At 39.4% G+C, this 21,606-nt stretch carries 19 protein-coding genes and 2 pseudogenes; 5 read left to right on the plus strand and 16 right to left on the minus strand.

Annotation, left to right across the window (positions count from 1 at the left end):
• The first annotated feature begins 134 nt into the window (after nucleotides 1–134).
• Nucleotides 135–1,160 (plus strand): LacI family DNA-binding transcriptional regulator, encoded by a 1,026-nt coding sequence (locus tag NQ550_RS15965; protein WP_025580028.1) that lies wholly within the window; start codon nucleotides 135–137, stop codon nucleotides 1,158–1,160.
• A 183-nt stretch (nucleotides 1,161–1,343) separates the two neighbouring features.
• On the opposite strand, the gene NQ550_RS22940 is transcribed toward NQ550_RS15965, so the two are convergent.
• The 7 genes and pseudogenes from NQ550_RS22940 to NQ550_RS15990 form a co-directional block, all read right to left on the minus strand.
• The gene (locus tag NQ550_RS22940; RefSeq protein WP_330671059.1) at nucleotides 1,344–1,508 is read right to left on the minus strand and encodes an LbetaH domain-containing protein; all 165 of its coding nucleotides are present in this window, start codon (nucleotides 1,506–1,508) and stop codon (nucleotides 1,344–1,346) included.
• A 142-nt stretch (nucleotides 1,509–1,650) separates the two neighbouring features.
• Nucleotides 1,651–1,758 (minus strand): maltose acetyltransferase domain-containing protein, encoded by a 108-nt coding sequence (locus NQ550_RS22945; protein WP_197724780.1) that lies wholly within the window; start codon nucleotides 1,756–1,758, stop codon nucleotides 1,651–1,653.
• Nucleotides 1,759–2,316: 558 nt separating this feature from the next.
• Nucleotides 2,317–2,415 (minus strand): annotated as a pseudogene (locus NQ550_RS22630) (LysR family transcriptional regulator); the annotation flags it as partial.
• 37 nt (nucleotides 2,416–2,452) lie between these two features.
• Nucleotides 2,453–3,877 carry an alpha-L-fucosidase gene (locus tag NQ550_RS15975; protein ID WP_025580031.1) on the minus strand — a complete coding sequence of 475 codons (1,425 nt, stop codon included), beginning with the start codon at nucleotides 3,875–3,877 and terminating at the stop codon, nucleotides 2,453–2,455.
• Nucleotides 3,878–3,895: 18 nt separating this feature from the next.
• A complete protein-coding gene (locus NQ550_RS15980; protein WP_022380663.1) occupies nucleotides 3,896–4,723 on the minus strand; it encodes a carbohydrate ABC transporter permease in 828 nt (275 codons plus the stop codon).
• Nucleotides 4,724–4,734: 11 nt separating this feature from the next.
• On the minus strand, nucleotides 4,735–5,616 hold the full coding sequence (locus NQ550_RS15985) for a carbohydrate ABC transporter permease (RefSeq protein WP_022380662.1): 882 nt from the start codon (nucleotides 5,614–5,616) through the stop codon (nucleotides 4,735–4,737).
• 158 nt (nucleotides 5,617–5,774) lie between these two features.
• Nucleotides 5,775–7,121 (minus strand): carbohydrate ABC transporter substrate-binding protein, encoded by a 1,347-nt coding sequence (locus tag NQ550_RS15990; protein WP_025580033.1) that lies wholly within the window; start codon nucleotides 7,119–7,121, stop codon nucleotides 5,775–5,777.
• 312 nt (nucleotides 7,122–7,433) lie between these two features.
• On the opposite strand from NQ550_RS15990, the gene NQ550_RS15995 reads away from it, so the two are divergent.
• Together NQ550_RS15995 and NQ550_RS16000 are read left to right on the plus strand one after the other, a co-directional pair.
• Nucleotides 7,434–9,218, plus strand: a complete 1,785-nt coding sequence (locus tag NQ550_RS15995; RefSeq protein ID WP_025580034.1) for a cache domain-containing sensor histidine kinase — start codon at nucleotides 7,434–7,436, stop codon at nucleotides 9,216–9,218.
• Between the two features lie 36 nt (nucleotides 9,219–9,254).
• Nucleotides 9,255–10,433 carry a response regulator transcription factor gene (locus NQ550_RS16000; protein ID WP_025580036.1) on the plus strand — a complete coding sequence of 393 codons (1,179 nt, stop codon included), beginning with the start codon at nucleotides 9,255–9,257 and terminating at the stop codon, nucleotides 10,431–10,433.
• 78 nt (nucleotides 10,434–10,511) lie between these two features.
• On the opposite strand, the gene NQ550_RS16005 is transcribed toward NQ550_RS16000, so the two are convergent.
• The 3 genes and pseudogenes from NQ550_RS16005 to NQ550_RS16015 all read right to left on the minus strand — a co-directional run.
• Complete coding sequence (locus NQ550_RS16005; RefSeq protein ID WP_025580038.1) at nucleotides 10,512–12,767, minus strand: glycoside hydrolase family 95 protein; 2,256 nt, start codon at nucleotides 12,765–12,767, stop codon at nucleotides 10,512–10,514.
• Nucleotides 12,768–13,043: 276 nt separating this feature from the next.
• Complete coding sequence (locus tag NQ550_RS16010; protein WP_326929117.1) at nucleotides 13,044–13,553, minus strand: EAL domain-containing protein; 510 nt, start codon at nucleotides 13,551–13,553, stop codon at nucleotides 13,044–13,046.
• Nucleotides 13,554–13,886: 333 nt separating this feature from the next.
• Nucleotides 13,887–14,436, minus strand: a pseudogene (locus NQ550_RS16015) (4Fe-4S binding protein); the annotation flags it as partial.
• 220 nt (nucleotides 14,437–14,656) lie between these two features.
• Here NQ550_RS16015 and NQ550_RS16020 point away from each other — a divergent pair.
• Entirely contained in the window at nucleotides 14,657–15,241 is a 585-nt protein-coding gene (locus tag NQ550_RS16020; protein WP_022381336.1) for a cytidylate kinase-like family protein, read from the plus strand.
• A gap of 160 nt (nucleotides 15,242–15,401) precedes the next feature.
• Here the strand turns inward: NQ550_RS16020 and NQ550_RS16025 are convergent, their stop codons facing one another.
• The 3 genes from NQ550_RS16025 to NQ550_RS16035 are packed head-to-tail and all read right to left on the minus strand — an operon-like array spanning nucleotide 15,402 to nucleotide 17,317.
• Nucleotides 15,402–15,878, minus strand: coding sequence for a GNAT family N-acetyltransferase (locus NQ550_RS16025; RefSeq protein WP_022381335.1), 477 nt, complete (start codon nucleotides 15,876–15,878; stop codon nucleotides 15,402–15,404).
• Between the two features lie 43 nt (nucleotides 15,879–15,921).
• The gene (locus tag NQ550_RS16030; protein WP_022381334.1) at nucleotides 15,922–17,052 is read right to left on the minus strand and encodes a type II toxin-antitoxin system HipA family toxin; all 1,131 of its coding nucleotides are present in this window, start codon (nucleotides 17,050–17,052) and stop codon (nucleotides 15,922–15,924) included.
• On the minus strand, nucleotides 17,039–17,317 hold the full coding sequence (locus NQ550_RS16035; RefSeq protein WP_008706728.1) for a helix-turn-helix domain-containing protein: 279 nt from the start codon (nucleotides 17,315–17,317) through the stop codon (nucleotides 17,039–17,041). Before NQ550_RS16035 ends, NQ550_RS16030 begins: the two co-directional genes overlap by 14 nt.
• A gap of 361 nt (nucleotides 17,318–17,678) precedes the next feature.
• On the opposite strand from NQ550_RS16035, the gene NQ550_RS16040 reads away from it, so the two are divergent.
• On the plus strand, nucleotides 17,679–18,257 hold the full coding sequence (locus NQ550_RS16040; RefSeq protein ID WP_022381333.1) for a TetR/AcrR family transcriptional regulator: 579 nt from the start codon (nucleotides 17,679–17,681) through the stop codon (nucleotides 18,255–18,257).
• 9 nt (nucleotides 18,258–18,266) lie between these two features.
• Here NQ550_RS16040 and NQ550_RS16045 read toward each other — a convergent pair whose 3' ends face one another.
• The 3 genes from NQ550_RS16045 to NQ550_RS16055 all read right to left on the minus strand — a co-directional run bounded on the left by NQ550_RS16045 (nucleotide 18,267) and on the right by NQ550_RS16055 (nucleotide 21,560).
• On the minus strand, nucleotides 18,267–19,811 hold the full coding sequence (locus NQ550_RS16045; protein WP_022381332.1) for an AMP-binding protein: 1,545 nt from the start codon (nucleotides 19,809–19,811) through the stop codon (nucleotides 18,267–18,269).
• A gap of 103 nt (nucleotides 19,812–19,914) precedes the next feature.
• Nucleotides 19,915–20,145: an acyl carrier protein gene (locus NQ550_RS16050; RefSeq protein WP_008706731.1), complete on the minus strand. Its 231-nt coding sequence runs from the start codon at nucleotides 20,143–20,145 to the stop codon at nucleotides 19,915–19,917.
• A gap of 26 nt (nucleotides 20,146–20,171) precedes the next feature.
• On the minus strand, nucleotides 20,172–21,560 hold the full coding sequence (locus NQ550_RS16055; protein WP_008706732.1) for a condensation domain-containing protein: 1,389 nt from the start codon (nucleotides 21,558–21,560) through the stop codon (nucleotides 20,172–20,174).
• Nucleotides 21,561–21,606 lie beyond the last annotated feature (46 nt).

A 21,606-nucleotide genomic window follows, 5' to 3' on the forward strand; every position in this document is an offset into this window, starting at 1 on the left:
ACACACTCTCTGTCAACACTTTTCTTCATTAAAATAACCGGTTACGTAATCGGTTATTTTAATATTGCCTTTTTGTATAATAATTGCTATACTAAAAAAAATATTTGCATTTATTTATAAGGAGAATAAGTTTCATGTCAAAAAAACAGGTGACATTTGCAGATATTGCAGCATATACCCATTTTTCAAAAACTACAATATCAAGATATTTCAATCATCCTGATTCCCTTACACTTGAAAATCAGGAAAAAATTTCTCAGGCCCTTGATACCCTTGGCTATAAAAAAAATAAACTTGCAAAAGTTCTGGCGAATGGAAAAAGTGAATTTATCGGAATCATTATTCCGAATCTTTATCTGCATTATTATTCTGAAATGCTGACACAGCTGCTGTCCAGCTACAGTGATTATCACTACAAATTTCTCGTCTTTAGCAGTGAACATGAGGCTGAAGAAGAACAGCAATATATTGAAGAGCTCCTATCCTATCAGATTGAAGGTCTCATTGTTTTAAGTCATACGCTGTCATCAAAACAATTATCCTCCTATCAGATTCCCATCGTTGCCATTGAACGTGAAGCGGAATATATCAGCAGTGTTACCACTGACAACTATATGGGTGCGCTTCAGGCTACCACTCTGCTGATCCGTGATAAATGTGATATACTGATCCATATCAATGTCAATGTTGAGAAAACAGTTCCTGCTTACGACCGTATTCGCGCATTTAAGGAAACCTGTGAAGAATATCAGGTTCCTTATGATATTGATCTAAGTGTAAGCGGTAATTCTTATCAGGAAATTTTAAATGAAATAAGACGTATTTTTACAAGAATAGAAGAGAAATATCCCAATCAAAAAAAAGGCATTTTCCTTTCCAACGATACCTATGCAAACATGTTTCTTAACCTGATTTTCCAGAAATACCGAGAATTACCCTCTTTCTATGAAATCATAGGATTTGATAATTCTCCCATTGCCAGTGAGGCAATTCTCCCAATCACAACCGTTGGTCAGCAGATTGATATTATTGCACAGACTGCCATGGAGCTTCTGGTTCAACAGATGGAAGAACAAAAAAAACGTTCCCCTAAACCACTGGAAAAGCCTGTCCATAAACAGATTGCTCCGATATTGATTCGCCGTAATACAACCAGTTAAAACTAACTTATTTTGGCAAAAAGGCTATTGCACTAATTACTCAGTGCAATAGCCTTATATTAAATCTTATCATTCAAGCGGATATTCGCAATCCGCTTCGCTACTTGCTCATAACCGATTCCCTCACCTTTTCCACTGATAACGGTTGTTGTCATAATACACTAAATATTGATTGTAATTATCTTATTCCATATGATCTTTTTCAGTTATTTTGCGAATAACCCGGCATGGATTTCCAGCAGCCAGACTATATGGAGGAATATCCCTTGTCACAACACTTCCTGCTCCTATTACACATCCCTCTCCTATGGTAACACCACCACAAACAACCACATTGGATGCCAGCAATTATCTTTTATAGTAATTGGTTTCGCCTATTCAAGATTATAAAAGCTTCCATCTTCTTTTTTTCTGCTATTACGTTCTTCAGGTAAAAATGGGTGCATGGGAGTTGCCAATGTGACATTTGGACCAATCATCACATTGTCTCCTATATGTACTTCACATACATCCAAGCAGGTGAAATTAAAAATTGTTCCAATTCTTTATCCGCTGGATCATATAACTCTCCACTTATCATTTTTTCTCTTTCTGTCATTTCTGATAACCTCCAGTAAAAATTTTATTACCAAGTTAGTTATTTCCGAGTACTTGATAAGTTGTTCCTACTGCAATAATATATAGATAAGGAGAATCACTGTCAATGCAATCGTAAAAATTTGCGATTGATTTTTTGATTAATTTTAACTGTGTTATGGTCAAAAATCGTTTCTAACTCATGGGATTGTAAAACAGATTTTTGTACCCATCTATCAGGGCAAAATAACTGATATCTTTTAATTTAGACGCAGTGAACTCACGGTCAACAATAATCATCCCTTTTCGCGCAATGAGATTTCTAATCTATTCTTCATAGTTCAAAAATAGTTTTATCGGTTTTAATGCTTTTTCTATCGCTATAAAAATCTGCGTATATAGAAAAACGGAGGACCCTTAGGTCCTCCGTCCGGTCGCAGGCATCGCAAGTTTCTGCAACCTGATCACTGACAAGCATTTTAATACGAGCCTTTCTAAAAGACAAGTGCTTTCTGCGAACATTGTCCATTTGCACCATGACTCCTGCATTAGTTCCAAGATTACTTATAAAAATAATCTACAGTTTGGAAAAATCTATTCCAAACCAATTGGCAATTTTGCTTTGAATGTTCTCTCTTTCAAGCAGGTTCAATGGTTTTCTAATAATATCTTCTTGTTTCTACCTTAAGATATTATGAGAAAGAATGCTTTCCCTATTAAAGACTTTCAGGATAAATTCCAACAAATGAGAGCAGCGGAAGTACACGGAAATCATGTAAAACAATTTTCACTTTCTGGGCTTTTTGCCCCTTAACAGAAATGATCTTCTTATAACCAATTACTGTTCCTGTGTAAATACTGTTCCATATTTCCCCCTCTTTAACAAATATCTCAAATTTTTCCACTCTCTGACTATAGCAGACAGCCTCTTTTAATACCAGATACCCTAAGTTGTATGAACCGTCCAGACAAATGGTTATTTCTACTGGCAGTTCGCTGCTTTCAGGCTGAAACCAGGTTTCTGAAGTATCATCTGTCAAATCAGAAACCGGATGCGTCGGATCTTCATTTTCTGAAAAAATATGTGCTGTACTCATTAAATTATGAGTAAAAGATTTCTTTTTCCAACTTCCAAATTCTTCCAGACGTTTAACATCATTTTCATGAAGAAGCCCGTTTGGCATAGGTGGAATATTTAACAAAAAGGTTGCATTTCCTCCAACAGCCCCAATATAGATATAGATCAGCTCCTCCAGACTTTTCACCTGATCATCTTCTTCTGGATGATAAAACCATCCAGGTCTTATAGAAGTATTTACTTCTGCCGGATACCAGATCAGATTCGTTTCACCTTCAAGCGCTCTTCTGCTTCCAAGATCTTCCATGTCGCTGGTGATCCGGCGCATTCTAAATTCCTTATCATCGGTCTGCTGGCTTCTTTCCTGTACACTCTCTGCAAGTGCTGTACGTGCAGGAACAACACTCCACTCAGATTTTCTTACATCGCCAGCTTCATTTCCGCACCACCTGATATCCGGCCCACACACACAGATACATGCGTCTGGCTGATATTTTCTGACACATTCATAATAGCGTTTCCAGTCATATAGCTGTTTTTTTCCATTTGGTCCTTCTCCGCAGGCACCATCTAGCCAGACACTAAAAATATCTCCATAACCGGTGAGAAGCTCAGTCAGCTGTGCCAGATAGTAATCATCATATTCTTTTCCGCTTCCGTAACAAGGCTTGTTGCGATCCCATGGTGAAAGATAAATTCCAAATTTCATCCCATAACGACGGCATGCTTCAGACACTTCCCAGACCACATCTCCCCTTCCATTTTTCCATGGACTGGAGACAACGCTATGGCTGGTATATCTGGTCGGCCACAGGCAGAAACCATCATGATGTTTACAGGTAAGAATTACCCCTTTCATACCTGCATTTTGTGCTGCAGACACCCACTGGTCTGCAACAAACTCTGTAGGATTAAAAATTTGTGGTGTTTCTGTTCCATCTCCCCACTCACGATTGGTATATGTATTCATTCCAAAATGAAAGAACGCATAAAACTCTGTTGCCTGATAGGCAAGCTGGCGGCTGGAGGGAACTATTTTGATTAATTCCTGATCAGTTGGCATTTTATTTCCCCTTTCATTTTACCCTTTTAACCCGCCTGCACCAATTCCCTGAAGCAGATATCTTTGTCCAATCAGATAAATAATGATTGTTGGAATCATAATAATTACAAGTCCTGCAAACAGTGCACCCCAGTCCGTGGCATATTTCTGCACTTCAAACAAGTTTGCCATTCCGATGGGAAGAGTTTTCTTTGCATCTTCCGTGAGAAGAACAAGTGCCAATGGATATTCATTCCAGAAGCCCATGGCACTTAACATCGTAATGGTCGCAATTCCGGGTTTTGCAAGAGGCACCATAACTCTTGATAGCAGTTGGATATTAGTAGCACCGTCAATTCTTGCAGATTCCTCGTAATCTCTGGGTACTGCAGACATAAAGCCCTGTAAAGTAAAGATACAAAAAGGAAACTGCATAACTGCATAAACAAGGCATAGTACCGGCAGGTTATTTAATCCATTCACAGCCTGTAATTCCAGAAACAAAGGAATCATAATGTAGGTAGCCTGCAGAAAAATACATGCCATATAAATGGCAGAGATCAGTTTGCTGCCCGCAAAACGGTATCTTGCCAGTACATAAGAAATGGGAATAACCAGAAGCAATAGCAATACAGTGGAAAACACAGTCACAAATATGGAATTTCCAAAATAAGCGGCGATATTTGCTTTCTGCCATGCTGCCACAAAATTATCCAAATTCAAAGCTGTGGGCAATGCATAGGGATCTGTCAAATATTCTGCATTTGTCTTAAACGCAGACATCAGGTTCCAGAAAAGCGGGTACAAAAAGATAACGGTAAACAGAATCATCAGGATTCTGATACACCAGGTTCTTACAGTTTTCATCAGTCTCCCTCCTATTCTTTTTCAGATGATACTTTTTTAGAAATCATTGCAAGCACAATTGCAAGAATCAGGGTAAACATGGCGATTGCCATGGCATATCCAAAATTAGCGTTTCGCATACCCTGCGTATACATATACTGTAAAAGCACACTGGAAGCACCGTTTGGTCCACCGCCTGTCATAACGTTGGACAGAGTAAAACTTAAATTGATAGTACCAGACAGGGAAAGTATATAGGTCGTTCCAATGGATCTGCGAAGCAGAGGAATGGTAATCCTAAAGAACTTCTGCACTCCTGTTGCACCGTCAATGGAAGCAGCTTCATAAACCTCCTGGGAAATCCCGTCAATGGAAGCCACATGCATAACCATATAATAACCAATAGCCTGCCACACCAGGGCTGCACCGATACACCAGAGAGCCGTTTTTCCCTCTCCAAGCCATGCGTGTTTCCAAGTGGAGAGATGGAACAGATCCAGCATATGATTCAGAATTCCTCTTGTGGGATTAAACACAAAAGACCACACAATACCAACTACAGTCATGGAAACAATACTTGGGAAAAAGAATACGGTCCGGTAAAATGACTTTTCCTTGAGCTGTCCCTGAGTAAGGATAAATGCAAATACAAGACTTAGAAATATGGTCACAGCCGGGATTACCAGCATCAGCTTAAGAGTATTAAACAGTGCCTGAAGAAAATCCTTATCCTGGAACATATACTTGTAATTATCCAAAAATACAAATTTGCTGTTAAAGCCTACGCTAAGTGCAGTGGAACTGGTAAAAGACAGATAAATGGCATTTACCATAGGCACAATCATAAAAACAATGGTTAAAATCAATGCAGGAAGCGTACACAGGGCTATAAATAATCTGGGCTTCTTTACCACGCTTGTTCACCTCTTTAAATTTAAAGTATTTAATAAATGTGGATGACATCACCGATTGGCGATATATCTGTTCAGGGTTACAAAAGGCTGCTGCATAGCATACACTGTGTAGCAGCCTTTCCATGCTTTACCGTTTTTATCCGGCTGGTATATGAAGTTTAGTTGGCAGCTTCCATATCAGCACGAACCTGTGCAAAAGCATCTTCCACATTCTGTGCCCACTCTTCCACTGTCATTTCATCATTCATAACAGATGTAATCGGATTAAATATCTCATCTTTCGGGTTAACCTTGCAGTCAGCCGGAACTGCTGCGAAGCTCATAATCAGGGAGGAGGCAGTTGCCTCTTCGTAGATTCCGTACATGTTGTAGATTGCAGTAGACAGCTTATCTTTTGCTACTTCACGGGCACTCTTGGTAGCATAGAGGGCACCGGAAGCTTCTGCAAAAGCAGATACAGATTCATCACTATACAGGAAACGAAGAAATTCTTTTGCAAGTTCTGGATTCTTGGCAGCTGCCGGAATGGAAAACTGCTCGCAGCTGTCAAATACATAGTGCACATCGTCTGCGTTCTCGGTCGGGATCGGAGCCATTGCAAATTCAAATCCATCTTCTCTTGGCGCATCCTGCATCTCATTTTCCATCCAGGTTCCGTTTGTGATAAATGCAGCTTTTCCAAGCATCATCTCTGTCTGAGACTCTGTATGGTTCATACCAACAGTGCCCTCTAACAGATAGCCTTTATCTGCAATCTCTTTAATATGACTTAAAGCCTTTAACACACCCTCATTATTAAAGGAACCTTCTTCGTAATTGGCAATCTTAGTAAGTGCTTCTTCGCCGCACTCATTTGCAATTGCCGGCCAGAGCATTTCTTCCATGTATCCCGGATAAATTCCCTGATATGTGAAAAGTGCACGTCCGTCAATATCTTTTACCTTATCACCAAGTGCAAAGAACTCATCCCAGGTCTTCGGCACTTCCAGATTATTCTCATCAAAGAATGTTTTGTTGTAAATCAGACCCTGCGGACCACTGTTGAATGGTGCCAGATAGATCTCATCATCTCCGTATGGTGCACACTTTGTACTGGAAAGGATCCCATCTGTAATATCATCGCGAAGGGTACCGGTTCCAGCATAATTTTCTCCGTCAAAAACATCATCCAGGTTGAGAAGTGCATGATCTTTGATCAGGGAAAGGATTACACCATCCTCACCACCATCGTTAAGACAGATAAAATCAGGTGCATTTCCAGCTACAATCTGTGGACGGATGATATCTCCAATTGTAGGGCTGATAGTCATGTTTACTTTCACGCCCTCATGGCTTTCTTCAAAAAGCTCCACCATCTGATTCCAGTAAGCATCCCCATATCCACCCTGGAAAATGGCAATGTTCAATTCCTGTTCTTCTGCCTCTGCAAATGCAGTAAGCGGGGAAAGTACTGTTGCTGCGCTCATAGCAAGGATCATAGCAGAAGCTGCAAATCTTTTCTTCATAGGTTGTTTCCTCCTTCTTGTTGGCTTTTATTATGTTTGCCTGATGATATTAGTATAATGGAAAATCTTCTTGTGGTAAATTCACAAAACAATTCTTTATATGGAACATTTTTCTGTTATTTTTATATAATATGGATTTTCTTGCGACATATATGTACAATCTTTTTCTATTTGTATTTTAAATGGATTATCTTGTTTTTTTCCTGTATAATAAATCTGTCACAATCCGATACAGTCATGAAAATCAGAACGATTTTTTCCATCTTTACCGGACCATGTACGAATTATTTTTTAGAAATGAGGGACAGCGGCATGGAAAAAAGACAACGATATCAGGGATTTCGAAAATTCAGTATTAGAACCAGGCTGGTCATAGCGCTTTTCCTGATCTCTATTGTACCATTAACAGGAATCAGCTTCTATTCGTTTCATATTTTTTCAGAAGCGCTTCGGGAAAAACTTTCCACTTCCATCTCACAGACTTTATCCATGATCAATCTGAATATGGTAAGTGAGATTGAAAAGTATCAGTATCTCTGCGGCTCCATCTGCATCAGTCAGGAAATCAAGGACGGTCTTCTGAAAAAGGGTATGACAGATACGGAAAAGAATCAAGCCATCAATGAAATCCAACATATGATTCGAAGTAAAATCATCTATCCTGCACAGGCAAAAAACATTACAGTATATGATACAGATGGGAATATTTTTTATGATTTGGGATATGATGGGTTATATTCGGATGATGTAAGCAGGATCCTGAGTCGTCTTGAAGAAGAAAATCAGGATGTATGGGCATACGCACATACTTACCGTAACCGGGACATCCTGATTCTTGGAAGAAGAATTTATGAACAATACAGTCAGAGTCGTGTAATTGGTTATACCCTGATTTCCATTGATGAAAAAATTTTTTCCAAAACAGTACTGGAACCAGTAGGTCTGGCTGACTCTTCCAATATTATGTATCTGAATATGGATGGAACAATCCTTTCTTCCTGGGATCGTAGTATTCAACTGGGGCAAAAAACCGAAAAAAAGCTGCTGAAAAATATTCAAGCAAGACTTCCAAACAGAACAGATTTTTTCAGCATTTACAAAGATGGCGAAGAACAGCTGGTTACTTATATTTTCAATAAAAACCTGAACCAGCTGTTTGTATATACCATGCCATATCATTATATTAATTCTGAAGTTAACACTATGTTTTGGAAAATCCTGGCTGTGGCATTCTTCCTTGTTCTACTCTGCATTGGAATTGTAGCTATGGTGTATCCTGGAATTACCTCCCCCATCAGAAGCATGCTGGATTTTTGCAGGGAATTATCAAAGGGAAATCTTTCCGTACGGATCCAGGATGACCACAAAGACGAACTTTCCGATCTTTCCGGAAGCATGAATCATATGGCAGATACCATTGAGAGCCTGATGAAACAACAGAAAAGCCAGGAAAAGAAAAAAAGAGAATTGGAGCTACAGATGCTTCAATATCAGTTAAATCCTCATTTTCTTTTCAACACTTTAAACAGTCTGCGCTTTGTAGCCGCCATGCATAAAGACCAGATTGTAAGTGATGGAATCCAGGCCCTCAGCAGTCTTTTGCAAAATACACTGACTAATAAAAACGAGTATATAACCATTCAGGAAGAGCTTGAGAACCTGGAAAACTACTTCGCGATTTTAAGAATCCGGTATGCCGGAAGCTTTGAGTACTCTTTTGACGTAGAAGAGGAAGAACTGCTCTCCTGCCTTGTTCCTAAACTAATCCTGCAGCCCCTTGCAGAAAATTCTGTTATGCATGGTTCTTCTGATGACGGCTCCGTTATGGAAATTCTAATCACCTGTTGGGAAGAAAACAATCATCTTATCATAGAACTCTGTGACAATGGAAAAGGATTTGAAGTGACACCTGCAGCGCTGGAACCTCATACAAACCGGAAAAAGATTGGAATTACCAATGTAAATGACCGAATACAGCTGAATTTTGGAAAGGAATATGGACTTAAGGTCAATAGTCACCCTGGAGAAGGAACCACATGTACGCTGACTCTTCCCTTACTATATGTACAAGAACTGTCAAAAGATTATAACAGCTAAAAATCACAACCACTTTTGCCCACAGAAAGGACTTTTATGTACAGTATATTAATTATTGACGATGAACCAATCGTAAAAATTGCGCTTCGCTCCATTCTTCCCTGGGAAGAGCATGGTTTTTTCATTTGTGGAACAGCATCAAATGGTCTTGAGGCTGTTCCACTGATTGAAAAACATCATCCGGATATCATTATCACTGACCTGAAAATGCCTGAAATGGACGGACTGGAACTAATTCGTTTTCTGAAGGAAAAAGAATATCCCGGAGAAATACTGGTACTAAGCAACTACGAAGACTTCGATTCAGTAAGAAGTGCATTGCTTTTAGGTGCTGCGGACTATCTGTTAAAAATCAAAATTCAACCAGATACACTCCTTGCCTGTCTGAACAAAACCACAAAAAAAATGCAAAATACAGCTGACCGAAAAGATTCCATTCTGAAAACAGACATCACTGAACCCATAACCGATCATCTTCTCTCCTTTTTTCAGGGAGAAGAGTCTCTCGATTCGTTCATTGAAAGATATGGAGCAGAAAAATTTGGATTTATGAAACATTCCTGTGCTGTATGCTATGTAACGTTTGAAAAATTTTTATCAAATGATGCATTTTCTATATCAGCTAATCTGCTGCGAGATATGATACTGGATGCTGTTCAGGGAGTGCTACAGCCATACATTCTTGTTCTCAGTGCCCATAATGCGCTCGTAGTATTTTCCCAAAAAGAATTAATGTGCAGTCAAGTAAAAGTGGAACAGCTGATAAAAAAGCTGTATAACCGTTTTACCATGTACCAAGCCTTTGCACCAGATATGCCATATAAAGAAAATCTGAAAAATTATGAAGAGGCCAGGACCACATATCAGGACTTTCTTCATAGTGAGGGGCATTATAAAAATGATGTTGCCAAAACCCTTACATACATAGAAAATAATTACATGCACCGTCTCACATTATCCTCCATTTCGGCAAATGTCAATCTCAGCACTAGCTATTTATGCCGTGTTTTCAAGTCCGAAGTAGGAACAAGTATTACCAGTTACTTAAACAATCTGCGGATAAGAAAAGCTGCTACACTGATAAAGGAGAATACCTTTTCCCTGAAGGAGATCTCCGTTATGGTAGGAATTGACGATCAACTTTATTTTAGTCGATTATTCAAAAAGTGTATGGGAATTTCACCTTCTGAATATGGGAAACGATTTCATCTATAAGCAGGTAATCTGATATAAAACAGCAGGATGTCTTATAATCACAAGATATCCTGCCTTTCATATATCATAATATATTCTTTATATCAGCGTCTTCTGATAACTGCTTCCAGCATTCAGGACGATTTCTTCTTCCATACCATTATATAAGATTACCAGTTTCGCATCAATTGGAGATTTCAGATTTATTTCCGTAACCCGTTTTTCTTTCCACTTGAAATTAAGTGTGATATTACCAGGCGCTTTCACGCCTTCTGCCATCCCATCTTTCCATTCATCTGGTAATGCCGGAAGAAAAACAATTTTCTGCTCTTCATACTGAACTAGCATTTCCAGCACAGCAGCAGCAAATCCAAAATTACCATCAATCTGAAACGGAGGATGGGCACAAAGCATATTCGGATATATCCCGCCACCTACCAGACTGCATGCTTCTTCTCTTGTTAAGCGAAGCTGATTTTTTAATAAAGTCAGGGCATGATTTCCATCTCCAAGTTTTGCCCACAGGCAGGCTTTCCACGCCATACACCAGCCGGTTCCCTTATCCCCACGCCTTTCCAAAGAAGTTCTGCAGGCTTCTATAAGAGGTTCATTCTCTTTATGAATCTGGTTCCCAGGATATAATCCAAACAGGTGAGAAATATGTCTGTGATTGATATCTGCTTCCGGGTAATCATAAAACCATTCCTGAAGCTGCCCTTCTTTCCCAATTTTATAGGCAGGAAGTTTCTGAAGCACATTTTTGACTGCATTTGTAAAATCTTCTACTCCCAGAATTTCACATGCTTTTAAATATAATCCAAACAGTTCTCTCAATATGCTGATATCCATTGTTGACGCAAACGTAACACTATGTGTCGTCATATCTGGTGCAAGGAATGTATTTTCAGGTGAAGTAGAGGGAGCAGTTACATAATATCCCTTATAAGGTACCAGATAGCCCAGGTAAAATTCTACGGCCCCTTGTATAATCGGAAATGCCTTCTTTTTTAAAAAAGCTTCATCCAATGTATAGCAGTAATGTTCCCATAAATGACAGCATAACCATCCAGAACTCATCGGCCACATGGAATATGTACAGGGATTTTCGTCCTGTCCAAATTGTCCAACCGGGCTTGAGTGTCCCCAAATATCCAGATTATGGTGGCTTACCCAGCCAGCCAGATGATAAACATCCTGAGCTGTTTTTTCACCTTTTTTTGAGGTACGTTCTATAAGTTCAAGCAAAGGCATATGACAGTCACTTAAATTTGCTTTTTCTGCTATCCAGTAATTCATTTCCGTATTAATATTTACAGTATAATTACTGCTCCAGGGAGCACGCATATGGTGATTCCAGATTCCCTGAAGATTTGTACATTGTGAACCGGGTACAGATGAACAGATCATCAGATAGCGGGCATAATGAAACATTTTTAATGCAAGTTCATTATCGGGTGTATAATTAATGTCAAGATGCATCCTATCAAAATAATTTGCGTATACATCCATATGCGCCTTTTTTTGCTTTTCATATTGAATGTGCTGGATGTTTTCCATCATACAGTTTCTTTTTGAAAAAAAGAGTTCTTTTTGTTTAAAATCAGTTACTCCGGACACGTAAATATACACATCATTTGGAGTATTTATAAAAAGCTTATCCGCTTGCTGATATACATTTCCACCGTTCGTTTGTACATATAATCCAATTGCAAAACGGATTCCCTGCCCCTCTTCATAAACGACAGGAACTTCGCAGGAATAATAAGGTGGTGCAACATAAATGGGTGCCTGCCCTTCTAATATAATTCCATTTTCTGCAAAAAAAGCAGATTTGTGCTTTATTTCACTTTCCAGTGTTATTGACATTTCAAGATTGCAATTTGGAGAAGTATGATAATGAATTGCCATCACTGGTTCTGACATACTCACAAAAAATTCTCTTTGATAAATCAAATCATCCTGGCAGAATTCTATTTTTTCAGTTGCATTCGTCAGGCACAGTTCTCTTCTATAAAAGCTGTTTCCATTTTGAATGGGTTCTTTCACATTAATGGAAAGCGTTCCTGCAGGCAGATAGCTTTCTGTCCAGTCTCCTAACACATTTTCTTTGCAATAATTCTCTGCTCCCTGGTAATCCCCTGCAAAAATGTGTTTTCTAAAAAGATCCCAGTCGACATTTTTGTTGGGATTTTCCTTGTTTCTTCCATTTCCAGACCAAAGCGAATCCAGATTCAATTCTATTCTTTCATTTTGAAATCTTCCATAGGACATTGCTCCCATGGTTCCATTTCCAAGGGGCAGCGCTTCATTCCAGGCTTCTGCTGGTTTATCAAAAATAAGTGCTAAGCGATCCATAACCCACTCCTCAATTCTAGTACATCGTTTTCGAAATAACTATACCACTCACTTGTCTGCGAATCCGATTGCACAGGTCTAAAAGCCTCAGCGTAGCCCGCTACGCCTGCGTTTTTATACCAGCACACTCGAATCCGCATCCTACGCGATTGGTATAGTTATTTACGAAACGATGTACTAGAAAACTTTATTTTTATAATTATACACAACTCTCAGGGATTAATCAACTGGTGTAATTTCGGATTTATTGTTGAAAAATGTAGAAAAATGAATGGCTTATTTGCCTGATATATCCAAAAATAAAATATTCTTTCTCCGATTTAATCGCTCTAATATTTCTTCCGATTCAGCACTGATATTTCCAAATGCACGTTCTGGTTTTCCGAGGAAAAATCCCTGGCCGTAATGCACTCCCAGGCTGTGCAGACATTCCAGCTCCTGTACTGTTTCTATCCCTTCTGCGATCAGAATTGCTCCTGTTGCATTACAGTAATCCAACAGGAGTTTCATCATGATCTCTTTTTTCTTATACTTGTGAATATCCCTTACCAGTTCTATATCCGCTTTCAGATAGTCAGGTGTGGTATTCACTACACGATTTAGGCCTGAATGTCCAGCTCCCACATCATCCAATGCTATCTCATATCCCTGATCTGCATAATGTTTCATGATCTGCTGCAATATCTGATAGTTTTCTATGTCTGATCTCTCTGTTATTTCGAATACAATATCAGAAGCAGGAACCCCTGCCTGTCTGTAAATTGACGATTGGCTGAAACACCGGATATATGGATTTTCTCTCTAATATCTTATAGAATTCATCTGCTTTGTTTACTTTCATCCTTTTATGATCACTCCCATACTTGCGTAAATCCCTTGCATCAGTTCACTCCCAATAGAGTACATGGTGATGTAATCAGAATTCCTGCAAATGAAATGAATATTTCATCACACGATTACAGATCGGGTGTTCATTACATTGGAAAGTATAGAAACATTGAGAAAAAAGTTCAATAGACTTTACTGAGGTTTAACTATATTTAACATGGGTCTTACGCTACTGTTCGTTTCGTTCTCAGTAACAGCTGACACCAAAGTACATCCTGCAAGAAATTCGGCTCAAAGTGCTTTCCTCGGACAGGTTTTGACACATTCCATACACAAAATGCATTCTGTTCCGTTTTTCCGTTTTCTGGAGTTATCGGTTATATCAACATTCATCGGACAAACTTTTTTACATTTTCCACATGAAATACACTTCTCTTTGTCACACTTAACCCTGACTACAGAGAAATAGCTCATAGGTTTCAGAAAGATCGTGACAGGACGCTCTGTTATCTTTGAATAGGAATGCCAGAATAATCCCCACAATATAATACAGAATATTCCCCACGATAAAAGCTATAAACATGATTTTCTCCATATTCTCTACGTGATTCAGAAAAAGTAGCACCACGAAAGAGAACGAAAATGCAAATGTAATATACCGGATGAAACCTATCTTTTTTCTTGCAGCCTGAGGCTTTTTATATGGTAAAAAGTCCAACACCATAGCTGTCCAACAGGCATATCCGCACCATCCTCTTCCAAACAAAAGTGGTCCGAATATTTTTGCAACAGCATAATGGATCGTAGCTGCTTCAAATACTCCGCTGCAAAGCAGCTCCCACAATTCTCATCATATCTCAATATAAAGTATTTGTCTAATGTTTCTATTAAGTAAATATTTGTCAGACCAATTTGCCATAAGTACCAGAATATCAGGATTTGCGAAGGCAATTTATAGTAGATTTTGGCATATACATTTCGATTTTTTTTGAGTATAATAATTCCGAAAAAGTACTTTGACAGTAAATAAATGCAACATCATTGCACAGGAGGCATGGGATATGATTATTACAATAGCAAGACAGTGCGGAAGCGGCGGACATGAAATAGGAAAAGAACTGGCTTCCAGACTTGGACTGGAACTCTATGACAGAAAGAAGCTGGAAGAAGAGGCCAAAAAACTTGGAAAGCTTGACGAAAACAAAGAATTTTTCCAGGAAAAGGCAGTAAACAGCCTGCTCTACAGCATTGCTGTAAGCTACGGAGAAAGCAATCCGATGGAAAAATCTTTTGAACTTATACGTGAACTTACGCAGCAAAAATCTGCCGTAATCATCGGACGCTGTTCAGGAGCGATCTATGCAAATGATCCTGAGGCAACTACTGTTTTTCTTCACGCAGATAAAGACTGCCGTATCAAACGTGTAATGGAACGGGACGGTATTAATGAGAAAAAAGCTGCAAAGCTGATAAAGGAAGTGGATGAGAAAAGAGCATCTTTCCACAAATTCTGCACAGGCAAAGAATGGGAAGACGCCAACCAGTATCAACTGTCTATTGATACAGGCAAACTTGATATTTCCGATGCAGCAGACATGATCATAAATTATATCAATGCTAAAAATATCGGACAAAAGCACCTGTAATTTCCAAATAACACTGTAAAAATCAGGCACAAGTTTCCGAAATATAACTTGTGCCTGATTTGCATTTTCTTTTAATATTTACTGTTTGACTGATCAGATTCATCCATCGGATATCTCTGTAATTTCGCAGATAGACTTCTCAAATATGCTATACAACGCATCAATGTTCCAGGATATATTCCATCTGCCTTTCTTTTGTTTTCATACCCATTTTTTTATAGAACTTTTCGGCTGAAGTATTTCCTGCCCATACATTCAGTGTCACTTCATAACAGCCCATTCGCTTTGCTTCATTTTTTACATATTCAAACAAACTCTCGCCGATATGCTGTCCTCGTGCCTGCTGATCAACACATAGATCATCTATAAAAAGAGACTTAAACGGTACCATATTAGTTGAAAAAGGCTGTTCCTGTAATTGGCAAAATGCATATCCTACACAAACATCTTCCTCGTTCACTGCTACATATATGGGTTTTTCTTCTTTTCCTAATAGCTCTGTCAATTCGCTTACAGTATATTTTGTGGTACCGGGAATAAAAATATCAGGTCTTATATCTGCATGGATCTGCAATACCTGTCCCAACAGTTCAATTATTCTTAGAATGTCTTTTTCTTCTGCTTTTCTAATAGTCATTTTTTGTCCTCCAAGTAACAAATTATTCCACATGTCGATTTCTTTAAAGATATCTTCCCAGCATATTTTTCACACACTTTTCTACCATATCCATACTTTCTATACATACCTCTTTTTTCATTCCTGCCGCAATTCCCACAGTCAGGAGTTCTTTTCTGCCTGGATTACGTCCATTTCCGTCAACTGTTGTAGTATGCTCTCCATAGTATGTGTTACTGTAAGTAAGATCATATGCCGGACTCAGGCTCCATCTGTCTTTTTCATCATTATATAAATAGGTGAAATTCTTTGAATGATCATCTCTGTTATGTGCAAAAACATTAAAACACATCCTGCGAAACATCTCTCTCATATCTTTCTTATTATCTCTGGTTAATATTTTTGTCAGTTTCATCAGACTGTGATAATCCAGGCTTGGCTGCTCAAAATTCAACTCCAGCAACGCAGCAGCTGTCAGCATATGAATTCTCTTTGTTCCATTTTTATCTGATATCCTATCAAACCGCTTAATCCCAAAATACCCCTCACAGTTCTCAGATGGAAACAGTCTGGTTTCACTCATTATAATACCACATTTTTTTGCGCAGCATGAATAATCATATTCCATCTTCCCTGCATTTTCTCCATCCACATGTGCAGGAAATTTAATAATCCATTCCTCTCCATTCACTGTAGTCATAATTTTGGGTCTGGCTCCACCACTTGTACCACCGAGACGATATAATTCATCCAATCTATCGGAGTATTCCGTATTTAGTATTTTCCGGCACTGCTCCGCAAGTTCATCCAAATCCACATCTCCATATTGTTCATCTATTTTTTTCTCTGGATAATAGGTAAGTGCTCCCATACCTGACTTTCCAACAATTGCCAGCCGATCCAGCACTGTTAATTTGTCTGGATTCTGCTTATGTGCACGTAGCAGACGATCCAACAACAATCTCCCCCAATTATCCGGCAAACTATCTGCAAATACTCCAAATAATCCGTCAAAATAATCTTTTGTCGGTACAAAAACCTGCTTTTTAAGGGGAAGTGAAAACGGACTGATCGGAAAACCATTTTCAATCCATTCTTCACTATATTGAAACGCAGCTTTATGGTCAGCTGTCATAGCCAGTGTTCCTACAAGTTTTTCATCATAAAATACCTGTAATGCATTACCTTCCCTCATTTATGACCTCCTGAATATCTTTATATGGAACATGCGTAAAAATATTTCTAAGCTCATCTGCAATATCCAAAGCCATGGCAATCTTTGTCAGTGATATCAATGATATCTGTCCGGTAGTTTCGAATCTCTTAATTGAACCATAGCTTACTCCGCTCATGGAAGATAATTTTTCCTGAGAAATAGAGCGTCGTTTTCTGATATTACGCACCCTTTGTGCAAGCTTCTGATCCAGTTCCTCTGCTGTTTCCCATACAAACTGCTCCATTTTCCCTCCTTGCTTTTTATTGTTTTATGGATATTATTTTATCCAAAATTCCGCCATTTCATTAAAATTAGACAATATTTTATCCAATATCATTCTATCATTTACTCTTTCATAAATCAAGCCTTTACCTATTCTTTATATATTATTGAAAATTTGTTGTTACTGTTCACACACCACTATCCCGAGACATACAAGCCAAAATTCCATTGCCGCAGGCAATCTGGAATGAATTTTGGCTACGTTACTGTGAACGGAGTGAACAGTAACGTAAATTTCTCAAAAAAAAGAAAAAGCACCTGCTGTATCGTCAGATTTGTGATATACTTTATGTATTACTTACAGACTCCCGGGGGAAACAACTATGCAAAATGTAATTCCCGATGAAAGATATTCTGTGGCTGACGAGGCCATTTTAGGTGCTTTTTTCAAATTGTTAAAAGAAAAGAAACCTGACAGGATTACTGTATCCGACATCACTAAAACAGCTGGTATTGCCAGAAGTACCTTTTATAATCACTATCAGGACATCCCTTCACTGATCTCTGCAGTTGAGGATAAAACTATTCATGATGTTTTTTCCATGATGGAAAATTTCCAGCCAAAAAATGACCGGGATATCTGCAGTTCCTATTTTCTGACTCTGTGCCGGTACACCATGGAAAATCCTTTTCTGTCCGGTCTTTTGAGCACGCCTCATGGCAATGATCTGTTTGAAAAAATGCTGACTATGCTCCATCATTATGTTACAGAAACTACATCTAATTCCAGGCCTGACAGGCATACAAAGGAAGAAGTTTCCTATGTGATCACCTGCGCCATCGGCAGTACCATCGGCGTTCTCCACAAATGGAGCCGGGATAATTTTAATCTGGCACCGGAAGTGATCGCTGATATTCTGTCTGAGGTTTTTTTATCCGGTATGCTTCCACTTTTATCTTAAGCCTCTGTCTTATTCCAGAGGCTCATCAATCAGGACATCCTGTCTCCTGATCTTTTTTGTTGTGTTGCGGATAAACGGATTTTTGCGGACAACCAATCCTGTAATGCGGCGATAGGTGGGCTGATTTCTGTTATATTCATCCAGAAATGCCTGAAGCTGTGCCTGAATTGCCTCTGCATCCAATGCTTTCGCTTCCACAACAGCCTGCTCCGGATAGATGCGGGCGGTCAATCCATTGTCCTCACCTGTGACGATCACTTCTCCTATCAGCGGATTCAGAGCCAGCTTATTCTCAATCTCCTCCGGAGATACATTTTCACCGTTGGACAGGATGATCAGGTTCTTCACACGTCCATTGATAAACAGATAACCGTCTTCATCCATATATCCCTTGTCACCGGTATGCAGCCAGCCATCCTTTAAAGTCTCTGCTGTCTCATCAGGCATCTGATAATATCCCTTCATAACACTGCTTCCCTTTACCAGAATCTCACCGTTTTCGAATCTGATTTCTGCATTTTCAAGTGGTTTTCCAATAGAACCCTTTTTATGATTTTCCGGTGTATTGTTGCTGATAACAGGGGAACATTCTGACATTCCATAGCCTTCCAGTACTTCGACGCCATATTCTGCAAAACGGTCAATATAATATGGATCCAGATGTGCACCGCCTGTAAAGATAATACGCAATTTTCCACCGAATACCTTTTCTGCCAGAACTGCCTTCGGAATTGACGGATCAGCGGCAGCCAGTCTCTTATAAATAGTTTCGATCATCATTGGAACCATAAGCATAATCTCCGGTTTGAAAATACTCATATTCCTTACCATATGGAGCAGGGAATCATTGATACAAAGAGTTGCACCCAGTGAAAATCCCTTCAGCCAGTCCATAACCAGACAGAATGCGTGATGGATCGGAAGCACACTGAGCACGGCAGTTCCCGGTTCTGCCGTAATCTTTACTGCCTCAACATTGGAAGCCAGATTATTCTGTGTCAGCATAACACCCTTGCTCTTTCCTGTTGTTCCGGAAGTGAAAATGATGGTCGCAATATCCTCTGCATCCGGGCAGACAGAATCTGATGATGCACTCTTTCCTGCATTTCGAAGTTCACCAATACCATATACCTTTGCCGGTGCATCTTCTACCTCTTCCTGAAGCATCCACACCTTCTGAAGTTTCGGGCAGTTTTCAAGAAATGCATCCAGATATGGTTTAAGCTTCGGACTTAAGAAAAGAGCTACGGAATCGGAACGGTTAAGCAGATCGATCAGATCCTCACAGGGAAGTGCGGCATCCAGCGGTACTGCAGTGGTACATCCGGTGATGATTCCCAGATAACTTTCCATCCACTCTACAGAACTGGTTCCGATCAGTGCAATGTGTTTGCCCTCAAAGCCTTCTGCAAGAAGACCTTTTCTGGTGGAAACTACATTTTCCATCAGTTCGCCATAGCTTCTTTCCATAATTTCCTTTTTCTTGAGCCATTTTACTGCTTTTACTTCATCAAATTTACGTACACTTTCTTCTAATATATTTCTGATCAGCATATCTGTCCCCCATTATTTTCTGAACTGTTCAAGTTATGGATATCCTGTCAGGTACAAAATATCCTTGACCCTGACATCTTTATAAGTTTTGCTTCGAAAAAAATTACTGAAGTTCTTCCAGCAGATTTAAGGCTTCGCCAAGAGTTGTGATCTTCAGCACTTCGCTCTCGTCAAGTTCAAGATCAAAGGTATCCTCAAGCTCACCTAAAAAGGACATAAAATCCAGAGAACTGAAACCCAGATCCTCGCGGAATCTCATTTCATTATTCATTTCTTCCGGTGCTACCTTGCTATACTGTGCTACAATATTTTTAAATTCCATTTCCTGATTCATTGCATTTCCTCCTGATATTGATTTAGTTAAACCAGTTCCATAATTTCGCCGATGCTCATATCCGGCTCTGCGATTCCCTTGAAAAGAATACGCATCATATAATAATAGAGCAGTTCCATATCATGTTCCTCCAGATGAGCAGTCTGGTAATGATAGGAGAAGTTCATACCTCCATCTTCTGTATGGGATACAGTCAGATACATCTTCTTGGTAGCTGCACCGTTTGCAAACCATTTTGCATGCTGACGGATAGTTCCAAGCATTTCATTCTCTACCTTCACAGTCATTGGCTGGTAAGTCAGATAACAGCTCTCATATCCTGTATGCTCCGGTGTATTGTATCTCTTTCTCATCTCATCCATAATAAATGCCGGATCGTAATTGCTGTGCATGTAGATACGATTCTGCATATTCTGAATCTCATAAGCAGCAGAAAGGAAATCTGTCTCCGGTGCGATCACTGTTCTGCATGGGAACATGATAGTTCTGCTTCCTCCTGAAGTCCATTCATCATGAGTAGAACGTCTGGATATAAAATTCTGGATAGTGATATCTTCCTGTCCGTTATTTACCTTTGACAGATAGGTACGGATGCCAAGCAGAAGAAGGTTTGTCATAGACAGCTGATGGTTCATACAGAAATCGATCAGATTTTTAGTTGGTCCCGGCTCCAGATAATAATCCTTAACTGCCACAAACAGATCCTTCATCTCAATGTCAGAAGAACGAAGTTTTGGATTTCCATGACGTTTTCTTGCTTCCTCCAGTACGGACGGGCCCTGAATATCAGAGTACAGAGGTTCGCCCAGTGCATCCAGCTGATCATCCCAGAATTTCTTATCTTTTGCAAAACGTTTCTCGTTGCCTGCTTTTGCAAGGTCTTTTTTCAGTACTGTCTCAAAGTCTGCCAGTTCCTGCGGATAGGCTGTTCCATATTTATAATAGGTATATAACTGAAACAGATCACCGATCATTACTACCAGACCACAGGAATCGATCAGTCTGTGATCCATATGTACAAAGAAACCATTATATCCTTCCGGCAGCTTCAGCATAGTAAACTCGCACATGGGAATGTCATCACCGTCAAAGGTTTCGTATGCCCACTGCTGCATCAGCTCGTCTGCTTTTGCAAGGCTTCCCATTCCTGACAGATCCTTGAATCCGATATCTCTTGGATCCTGTTTTACAAGGTATTGCTGTACATTTCCGTCTTTATCAGGCTTCGTAAAACGGATTCTGGTGCATCCGGAACGTTCTGTCTCCATCTGAATACATTTTTTTAATAATCCAAAATCCAGTTCAGCCTGTACAGACGCCACAACACTGACACCGGATACCTGCTGTGTACCGTAATCCATGATCCAGTTATGGTGCATTTTCTGTGCTGCTGTTAAAGGATAGTAGTTTGTCATACTTTATTTAACCTCCATCACCCGTTTTTTCTCTTTTCCCGGGTAC

The organism is Blautia wexlerae DSM 19850 (assembly GCF_025148125.1).
GTDB classification, from domain to species: Bacteria; Bacillota; Clostridia; order Lachnospirales; family Lachnospiraceae; genus Blautia_A; species Blautia_A wexlerae.